This is a genomic window from Mycobacterium sp. (assembly GCF_051006775.1).
GTDB lineage: Bacteria > Actinomycetota > Actinomycetes > Mycobacteriales > Mycobacteriaceae > Mycobacterium.
Map to the genome: position 1 here is coordinate 1 of NZ_JBPCSX010000102.1, position 9,138 is coordinate 9,138.

Here is a 9,138-nt window from a genome sequence, read left to right on the forward strand (position 1 = left end):
GATAGGCCACGCTGTCGGGGATGGTCATGGCGTGGTACCCGGCGGCCTCGGCCGCCTGGGCCAGCGGGATGTAGTAGCTCGGGTCGGTCATTGCCTCGGCAAAGGTGAATCGCACACCCTGATACTAGAACCTGTTCTAGTTCGCGTTGGCGCTTTTGCCGGCGTCCGGCTCGCTCTTATCCCTCGTCTGTGTCGCCTTTGTCGCCGGCCGGAGTGGCGGTGAACCCGTCTTCCCAGACGGAGGTCGCACCGGAGTGGCCGATGCGGAACACCTGGACGCTGGTTGCGACCGAGGCGACCACCACGAAGACGGCGATCACCGCTGCCAATGCCGTCGATAGCGCCTTACCCCGGTTCGCCCGGACGTGCAGCACCGCCAGCAGGATTGCGGCGACCAGTAGTGCCAGCGCGAAGTAGATCATCGTGTCGCCCAACGCGGCGTGCGCCTCGATCAACTCCGACTCCTCGACGTGGTGCTCGAGCCACTCGCCGGACTCGGTGGTCAGCGGGGTCAGTCCGGCCGTCACGAGGGCCAGGGCGAGCACCAGCCAGACCAGTCGCTGGCGCGCCGCCGGCCATACGGCGCACAGAATCGCCAGGACTGCGGTCAGCGGGGCCAGCACCACGATGAAGTGGACTAGCAGGGCATGGACCGGAAGTCCGTTGAAGGTCGACATGCGCCGAATGTTACAAGCCCGGGCGCGTCTACGCCGACAACGACAGGTGCAGACTGGTGACCAATGAAACGTGTCTGGCTGACCCGCAATGTGCGGGTGCTCTCGGCGGTGTCATTCCTGCAGGACACGGCGAGCGAGCTGCTGTACCCGTTGCTGCCGATCTATCTCACCGCGGTGCTCGGTGCGCCGCCGGCGGTGGTCGGTGCCATCGAGGGCGCGGCCGAAGGGGCGGCGTCGGTCACCAAACTCGCGGTCGGCCCGCTCGGCGACCGGTTCGCCAAACGTCCGCTGATAGCGACCGGTTACGGCATGGCAGCACTGGGCAAGGTGATGGTCGCCGCGGCCGGCGCCTGGCCGGGAGTGCTGAGTGGCCGGGTGGTCGATCGGCTCGGCAAGGGCATTCGTGGCGGCCCGCGGGACGCACTGCTGGTTGACGGCATCGACTCCGGCGCCCGGGGAAGGGTTTTCGGATTTCACCGCACGATGGACACTCTCGGTGCCGTCATCGGCCCGCTACTGGGTCTAGCCGGATACGAACTCCTCGACCACCGCATCGCGCCACTGCTGTGGGTTGCTGTCGTTCCGGCCGTGCTGTCGGTTCTGCTCATCGGACTGGTGTCGGAGAAACGCCGGACCGGCCCGCGGCCGCCGCGTCAGCCGATCATGAGCGGACTGCATGATCTGCCCGCCCGGTTCTGGCGGGTGACCACCGTGGTGGTCGGCTTCGGGCTGGTGAACTTCCCCGACGCGCTGTTGTTATTGCGGCTCAATGAAATCGGCTTCGGCGTGGTCTCGGTCATCCTTGCCTATGTCACCTACAACCTCGTCTACGCGCTCGCCAGCTATCCGGCCGGTGTGCTGGCTGACCGGGTGCCGCGGTCTGCTGTGTTCGGAATCGGGTTGGTGTTCTTCGCAATCGGCTACCTGGGCCTAGGCCTCACCCGCGACCACGTGCTGGCCTGGGTGTTCATCGGCGTGTACGGGGTGTTCACCGCGTGCACCGACGGGGTCGGCAAGGCCTGGGTCTCCTCGCTGGTCGGCCCTGACCGGCAGTCCAGCGCCCAGGGGGTTTTCCAGGGCGGCAGTGGGTTGGCGATTCTGGTCGCGGGGATATGGGCGGGATTGTTGTGGGGCGCCGATGGACGGCTGCCACTGTTGGTGTCCGGGACTGTGGGAGCCTGTTTCGCAGCCGCCCTGCTTGGACGGTGGATGGTGCTGCGACCCCGGGGAAAGGCGCGCTGATGCGAATCATCCATGTCATCGGTATCGGCGTTGGTGATCCGGATCATGTTACGGCGCAGGCGATCCGGGCGCTCAACGGCACCCAGGTCTTCTTTGCGATGGATAAGGGCGAGGCTAAGGGCGATCTGATCGCGCTGCGCCGTGAAATCTGCCACCGCTTCATCGCCGAACCGAACTACCGATTCGTCGAGTTGCCCGACCCGGCGCGCGCGACCGAGGGTGAGTACACCCGGGCGGTGGCCGACTGGCACGAGGCGCGCGCCCGGCTTTGGGCCGACGCCATCGAGACCGAGCTCGGCCCGGACGGAGTCGGGGCATTTCTGGCGTGGGGCGATCCGTCACTCTACGACAGCACGTTGCGAATCCTCGATCAGGTCGCTGACCACGTCGAACTGAGCTACGACGTCATCCCCGGCGTCACGGCGATCCAGGCACTGACCGCACGCCATCGCATCCCTCTCAACGACATCGGCGAACCGGTGCTGATCACCACTGGCCGCCAATTGCGTGCCGAGGGGCTGTCCGGTTCGGCGGTGGTGATGCTGGACGGCGACTGCGCATTCCTGGGCTGTGCGCCGCAGACCCGGATCTGGTGGGGCGCCTACCTCGGCACACCCGACGAGATCCTGATGGCCGGCACGGTGGGCGGGGTCGGCGCGCAGATCGCCGAACGCAGGGCGGCAGCCCGCGCCCGCCATGGCTGGATCATGGACACCTACCTGCTAAGGCCGTGACAGACTTACCGGCCATGGGTTCTTTTCTCGGGCGCGCGGCAATCACCGGACTGGCGCTGTGGGTGGTCACGCTCGTGGTGCCGGGCATGCGGTTCATCGGCGGTAACTCGACGTTGCAGACGATCGGCATCGTCTTCGTCGTCGCGATGATCTTTGGTTTGGTGAACGCTTTCATCAAGCCGTTCGTCACGCTGCTGTCTCTACCGCTGTACATCCTCACGCTGGGTCTGTTCCATGTCGTGGTCAACGCACTGATGCTGTGGATCACGGCCTGGATCACCGATCACACCACGCACTGGGGCTTGCAGATCGACCATTTCTGGTGGACGGCGATCTGGGCGGCGATCCTGTTGTCGATCGTCGGCTGGGCCTTCTCGGTGCCGTTCCGTGGCGCTGACCGCGCTCTGGGCGGCTAGTTGACCCCCGGGTATGCCTGAGCTTCCGGAGGTAGAGGCGCTCGCCGACCATCTGCGACGGCACGCGGTTGGAAAGACGATTGATCGGGTTGACCTGGCATCGCTGTCGGCACTCAAGACCTTCGACCCGCCGGTGTCGGCACTGGCCGGGCGCACCGTCACCGCCGCGCATCGGTGGGGCAAGTTTCTGGGTCTGGCGGCCGGGGATCTCTTCCTGATCACCCATCTGTCCCGGGCAGGTTGGCTGCGCTGGTCGGATGCGCTCAGTACCGCCCCACTCAAGCCTGGTAAGGGCCCGATCGCGGTCCGTGTCCACCTGTCCGCCGGCGGTTTCGACCTGACCGAGGCCGGCACCCAGAAGCGTCTCGCGGTGTGGCTTGTCGGCGATCCGGCGCAGGTACCCGGTATCGCCGCATTGGGCCCGGATGCTCTGGGTGTCACCGTCGATCAATTCGCAGAACTGTTGGCGCACAACGGCGGACGGATCAAGACGGTGATAACCGATCAGAAGGTGATTGCCGGTGTCGGCAACGCCTACAGTGACGAGATTCTGCATGTGGCGAGGCTGTCGCCATTCGCTACCGCGGCCAAACTCACGCCGGCGCAGATCGGCGTGCTGCACGATGCGATGAGCGCAGTGCTCTCCGATGCGGTGGGTCGATCGGTTGGCCAGCAGGCGGCGACGCTCAAGGGGGAGAAGCGATCCGGGCTGCGGGTGCATGGCCGAACCGGTCTGCCCTGCCCGGTGTGTGGGGACACCGTGCGGGAAGTATCGTTCGCGGACAAGTCGTTTCAGTACTGCCCGACGTGCCAGACCGGCGGCAAGGTGCTCGCCGACCGCAGGATGTCGAGGCTGCTCAAATGACGCGGCCCAACATGGTCAGACAATGCATTCTCATCACCGGTGCCACTTCCGGACTCGGCGCCGGGTTGGCTTGCGCCTTCGCCGCCAGCGGTTCATCAAACGGTTCGCTTAAATCCGCCAATGGGACGACAATGACGTGATGAACCGCATCATTGTGGCCGCGCTCATTGCAGGCATGCTCGCCACAGCAGCGCCGGCTGCCGCCAACCCGCCCGATTGCGTCAACCCGGATGGCTCAGCCTGCGCCGTGGTGGATTCCGACGGGGCGACCGGTTCGATCCCCGGCGGCCCCTCGGGCACCGTCGGGCCGGATCTGGTGGAGGGTTCGATCCCGGGTGGGCCCAGCGGCGAAATCACCCCGGACCTGGTGGAGGGTTCCATCCCCGATGGGCCCAGCGGCGAAATCACCCCGGGTCTGATCCAAGGTTCGATTCCGGGCGGCCCCAGCGGCGAAATCACCCCCACCGAGGTCAGCGGTTGCGTGCCGGGCATCGGCTGTCTCGACATCCCGCGCTAACTCAGGCGAGCGTGACGATAGCTTCACTCTCGGCGTCGACGGTGAAGCCAACTTCACGCTCGGCGGGGACCGGTCACCGAACCCGGCCGCGTTCCTCCCGGTAGCGGCGCACCAGTGCATCGGTCGAACTGTCGGACTGTTCGGCCGGCGAGGCCTCAGAGGTGATCACCGGCAGCAGCGCCTTCGCCTGCGTCTTGCCCAGTTCCACACCCCACTGGTCGAATGAGTCGACACCCCAGATGACGCCCTCGGTGAACACCTGATGCTCATACAGGGCGATCAACTGGCCCAGCACCGACGGCGTCAGCCGGGCCGCCAGGATCGACGTCGACGGTTTGTTGCCCGGCATCACCTTGTGCGGCACAACACTGGGCGGGGTCCCTTCGGCGGCGATCTCGTCGGCGGTCTTACCGAAGGCCAGCACCTGGGTCTGGGCGAAGAAGTTACTCATCAACAGGTCGTGCATGCTGCCGCTGCCATCGGCGGTGGGCAGGTCGTCGGTGGGCTGGCTCAAGCCGATGAAGTCGGCCGGTACCAATCGCGTGCCCTGGTGCAGAAGCTGATAGAACGCGTGCTGGCCGTTGGTGCCCGGCTCGCCCCAGAAGATCTCGCCGGTACCGGTGCTCACCGGTGTCCCGTCGGCACGGACCGACTTGCCGTTGGATTCCATGGTCAGCTGCTGCAGGTACGCGGCGAAGCGGGCCAAATCATTCGAATAGGGAAGCACCGCACGGGTTTCCGCGCCGAAGAAGTCGGAGTACCACAGGCCGATCAGCCCCAGCAGCACCGGAGCGTTGGACTCCAGCGGTGCGGTGGCGAAGTGCCGGTCGACGAGGTGGAATCCGGACAGGAAGTCGGCGAAGGCCGCGCGGCCGATCACCGCCATCAGGGAGAGCCCGATGGCGGAATCCACCGAATAGCGCCCGCCGACCCAGTCCCAGAATCCGAACATATTCGCCGAGTCGATACCGAATGCCTCGACGAGTTCCTTGTTCGTCGACACCGCAACGAAGTGTTTGGCCACGGCGTCGTTGCCGAGCGCGTCGGTCAGCCAGCGCCTCGCCGCAGTGGCGTTCGTCAGTGTCTCCAGGGTGGTGAAGGTCTTGGAGGCGATGATGAACAGCGTCGTGGCCGGGTCGAGTCCGTCGAGTTTGGCCACCAGGTCCGCCGGGTCGACATTGGACACGAAACGGGCGGAGATGCCGGCGTCGGCGTAGTGGCGCAGCGCCTGATATGCCATCGCCGGACCGAGGTCGGAACCACCGATACCGATATTGACCACGGTCCTGATCCGCGCTCCGGTGGCCCCGGTCCATTGGCCGTCCCGCAGTCGGTCGGTGAAGGAGCCCATCGCCTCCAGGACCGCGTGCACGTCGGCGACCACGTTCTGGCCGTCGACCGTCAACGTCGCATCCCGCGGCAGCCGCAGTGCGGTGTGCAGCACGGCCCGGTCTTCGGAGGTGTTGATGTGCTCGCCGGCGAACATGGCGTCGCGGCGTTCCTCCAGGCCGGCGGCGCGGGCCAGGGCGAGCAGGAGCGTCAGGGTCTCCCTGGTCACCCGGTGTTTGCTGTAGTCGATATAGAGGTCGCCGACCGTCAGCGTCAGCTCGGTTCCCCGGGCCGGATCATCGGCGAAGAACTCGCGCAGGTGCCTCTTGCCGATCTGCCCGTAGTGCTTGCGGAGGGCGTCCCAGGCCGGGTTGGCCACGATATCTGCGCTCATTCTCCAGACCCTATGTGCACGCGCCGCTCGTCGTGTAGATGATTGACCCATGGCTACATCAGATATTCAGCGGCTGTTGTCCTCGGTTCCGACCGGATTGTGGATCGGCGGTGAGGAACGCCGGGGGTCGTCCACCTTCGATGTGCTCAACCCGGCGACCGACGAGGTGCTCGTGTCGATCGCCAACGCGGACGCGACGGATGCCGTCGACGCCCTGGACGCGGCCTGCGCGGTACAGGCCGAATGGGCGGCGACCCCGGCCCGGGTACGCGGCGAGATCCTGCGCGCGGTGTTCGAGGCCATCATCGAACGCGCCGACGACTTCGCCACCTTGATGACCCTGGAGATGGGCAAGGTGCTGCCCGAAGCGATGGGAGAGGTCCGCTACGGCGCGGAGTTCTTCCGCTGGTTCGCCGAGGAAGCGGTGCGTATCCACGGCCGCTACACGCCGAGTCCGGCCGGTACCGGGCGCATCGTCGTCACCAAGCAGCCGGTCGGTCCCTGCTACGCGATCACGCCGTGGAACTTCCCGCTGGCGATGGGCACCCGCAAGATCGGACCTGCGCTGGCGGCCGGGTGCACCATCATCGTCAAGCCGGCGCAGGAGACCCCGCTGACGATGATGCTGCTGGCCAAGCTCATCGACGACGCCGGTCTGCCCAAGGGTGTGCTCTCGGTGCTGCCGAGCAACCAGCCCCGCGAGGTGACCACAGCGCTCATCGATGATGGCCGGCTGCGCAAGATGAGTTTCACCGGGTCCACCGGCGTGGGTAAGGCGCTGCTGAAGCAGGCCTCCGATGCACTGTTGCGCACCTCGATGGAACTCGGTGGCAACGCGCCGCTGGTGGTGTTCGACGACGCCGACGTCGACGCCGCGGTCGAGGGCGCGATGCTGGCCAAGATGCGCAACGGCGGCGAGGCCTGCACGGCGGCAAACCGGCTCTACGTCGCCAACGATCTGCTCGATGATTTCACCGATAAATTCGTCAAGAAGATGGGCGAGCTCACTCTCGGTAACGGCCTCGATCCGTCAGCCAAGCTGGGCCCGCTGGTCAACCCCAAGCAGGTCGCATCGGTGCAGGAACTGGTCAACGATGCGGTCGAGAAGGGCGCCACCGTCGCCTGCGGCGGGCAGGCCCCGGGCGGACCGGGCAATTTCTATCCGGCGACGGTGCTGACCAACGTGCCTGCCGACGCCCGCATCCTCAAGGAGGAGGTGTTCGGCCCGGTCGCCCCGATCGTCGGCTTCGACACCGAGGCTGAGGGCATCGCGGCGGCCAATGACACCGAATACGGTTTGGCTGCATACATTTTCACCCAGTCGCTGGATCGGGCGCTACGGGTGGCCGAGTCGATCCAGGCCGGCATGGTGGGCGTCAACCGCGGTGTGATCTCCGACCCCGCGGCGCCGTTCGGCGGTGTCAAGGAGTCCGGCTTCGGCCGCGAGGGTGGCTTTGAGGGCATCGAGGAGTACCTCGACATCAAGTACATCGCACTGACGTCATAGCGCTCGCCGGCGGAGAAGTACTCGGTGAGCCCTAGACGTTCAGGGTCGGAGCGGCCGTGGTGATCGTGACGATCACATCGTTGAAGTCGCGGTCGCTGCCCCATTGCCAGGGGAGCCGATCCTCGAAGCTGAAGCTCACGCCCCGGTCGGGTGCGACCAAGCTCAGGGCCTGATTCGACCTACCCGGATTGGCCGCCGCGTAGGAGCTGAGCAGATTGGTCTCGCTGCCGTCCACGAGCAGCAGTGCCCCATAGTTTCGGTCGAGTTGCAGTGGCAGGTCGGTCGTCACCGTCGTCTCTCCGTAGCCCGGCATATCCTGCGCCCCAATCACCAGGCCGAGCCGTTTGGCATCGTCCAGCGCGGCCTGCAGATAGCCGGACTGTCCTGGCAGCCAGGTCTTGCCCTGGCCGTCGACCACCGCGCCGGTGACCGTATCGGCCTCGTACAGTGCCAGGCCGTTGGCCATGCCGGACAGCCGTCGCACGGTCAGCACGCCGTTCTGGGCGCTGGTGGTCCGACCGGTGTTGGGCAGGCTGTAGGTGGCCAGCACGTCATCGGTCGGGTCACCTACGCGGCCGGATTCGAACCGTGCCACAGCGCCATTGGAGTCCACTTGAAGGCTGACCAGCGTCAGCTCGCGGCGGTTGAGGACGGCCGTCGGGGTCCAGCTGCCGGCCGACACCGCGGCTGATCCGGCCCCGCCGAGGGAGCGTCGTTCGCTGCTCTGCCAATTGATGGTGGGGTCAGCGAGGAAGAGTTCGTCGGTTGTCAGCGAGCCACTGCGCGCGCCCTGAGTCGAGCGCGCCAGCACTATCGAGTTGGTGCCGTTGCTGAGTCCGAATGTCGCCTGGCCCGACCCGCTGTCGGTCCGCACCACCGCAACGGTCTGGTCTGCGGAGAGCGCGAGCTGGGTTCCCTGCTGAGCGATCGGACCACTCCAGTCCCCGTAGGCGAGGCCCAGTTCCACGTTGTCGGCCAGCTTGATTCCGCGGAAGTTGACCTGATAGGAGGAGGTGTCATCGCCGCTGAACGTCACCCGCAGCGGACCCGGGGCGGCCAACTGGTTGAGGGTCACTACCGCGGTTCCCGCGACCACGTCGGCCGTTCCGACTTGCTGGCCGAGCGAGTCGACCAGGCTCAGCTTGCCGGCCTGCGGAGCCAGGTACTTCTGCTGCTGACCTCGGCCGGTGTAGCCGGTGGTCAGCGGAGTGTCGACGATGAGCTGGCGAGCCCGCTGGGTCGCTGGGCTCAGCGAGAGATCCACTGTTCCGAACGCCCCGCCCGCCTGCGAGCCGGCGCCGGCGAGGCCTGTGTCGGTCATCATGTACCAGTCGTGATAGGGGTCGAAGCCGGTGGGCCGGGTCGCGGCGAGGTTGTACTGGGCCTCCAGGTCGATGTTGATGCCGACCAGCAGGGAGTTGTTCTTCGTCGGGTCATAGGTGAGGGTGTTGGAGCCG

The 9,138-nt window shown here is 66.3% G+C and carries 9 protein-coding genes and 3 pseudogenes; 8 read left to right on the forward strand and 4 right to left on the reverse strand.

The window, feature by feature from the left end:
* A pseudogene (locus ACR2JI_RS07515) lies at positions 1-115 on the reverse strand (LLM class F420-dependent oxidoreductase); the annotation flags it as partial.
* Positions 116-176: 61 nt separating this feature from the next.
* Complete coding sequence (locus ACR2JI_RS07520; protein WP_526389459.1) at positions 177-677, reverse strand: DUF2231 domain-containing protein; 501 nt, start codon at positions 675-677, stop codon at positions 177-179.
* Positions 678-740: 63 nt separating this feature from the next.
* Between ACR2JI_RS07520 and ACR2JI_RS07525 the strand changes: the two genes are divergently transcribed.
* From ACR2JI_RS07525 to ACR2JI_RS07555, 7 genes and pseudogenes are all read left to right on the forward strand, one after another.
* Positions 741-1,919 (forward strand): MFS transporter, encoded by a 1,179-nt coding sequence (locus ACR2JI_RS07525; RefSeq protein WP_526389460.1) that lies wholly within the window; start codon positions 741-743, stop codon positions 1,917-1,919.
* On the forward strand, positions 1,916-2,653 hold the full coding sequence (gene cobF, locus ACR2JI_RS07530) for a precorrin-6A synthase (deacetylating) (protein WP_526389466.1): 738 nt from the start codon (positions 1,916-1,918) through the stop codon (positions 2,651-2,653). The genes ACR2JI_RS07525 and cobF overlap by 4 nt, the downstream gene beginning before the upstream one ends.
* Before the next feature lie 14 nt (positions 2,654-2,667).
* Positions 2,668-3,069, forward strand: coding sequence for a phage holin family protein (locus ACR2JI_RS07535; RefSeq protein ID WP_526389461.1), 402 nt, complete (start codon positions 2,668-2,670; stop codon positions 3,067-3,069).
* Between the two features lie 13 nt (positions 3,070-3,082).
* Positions 3,083-3,376, forward strand: a pseudogene (locus ACR2JI_RS07540) (DNA-formamidopyrimidine glycosylase family protein); the annotation flags it as partial.
* 99 nt (positions 3,377-3,475) lie between these two features.
* A complete protein-coding gene (locus ACR2JI_RS07545) occupies positions 3,476-3,934 on the forward strand; it encodes a zinc finger domain-containing protein (RefSeq protein ID WP_526389467.1) in 459 nt (152 codons plus the stop codon).
* Positions 3,935-3,945: 11 nt separating this feature from the next.
* Positions 3,946-4,026, forward strand: a pseudogene (locus tag ACR2JI_RS07550) (SDR family oxidoreductase); the annotation flags it as partial.
* Positions 4,027-4,073: 47 nt separating this feature from the next.
* Positions 4,074-4,451, forward strand: coding sequence for a hypothetical protein (locus tag ACR2JI_RS07555; RefSeq protein WP_526389462.1), 378 nt, complete (start codon positions 4,074-4,076; stop codon positions 4,449-4,451).
* Positions 4,452-4,524: 73 nt separating this feature from the next.
* Here the strand turns inward: ACR2JI_RS07555 and pgi are convergent, their stop codons facing one another.
* Positions 4,525-6,174, reverse strand: a complete 1,650-nt coding sequence (gene pgi / locus ACR2JI_RS07560; protein WP_526389463.1) for a glucose-6-phosphate isomerase — start codon at positions 6,172-6,174, stop codon at positions 4,525-4,527.
* Positions 6,175-6,223: 49 nt separating this feature from the next.
* On the opposite strand from pgi, the gene ACR2JI_RS07565 reads away from it, so the two are divergent.
* Positions 6,224-7,681: an NAD-dependent succinate-semialdehyde dehydrogenase gene (locus ACR2JI_RS07565; protein ID WP_526389464.1), complete on the forward strand. Its 1,458-nt coding sequence runs from the start codon at positions 6,224-6,226 to the stop codon at positions 7,679-7,681.
* 31 nt (positions 7,682-7,712) lie between these two features.
* On the opposite strand, the gene ACR2JI_RS07570 is transcribed toward ACR2JI_RS07565, so the two are convergent.
* The coding region (locus tag ACR2JI_RS07570; RefSeq protein ID WP_526389465.1) for a DUF4114 domain-containing protein at positions 7,713-9,138 on the reverse strand (1,426 nt) is incomplete at its 5' end.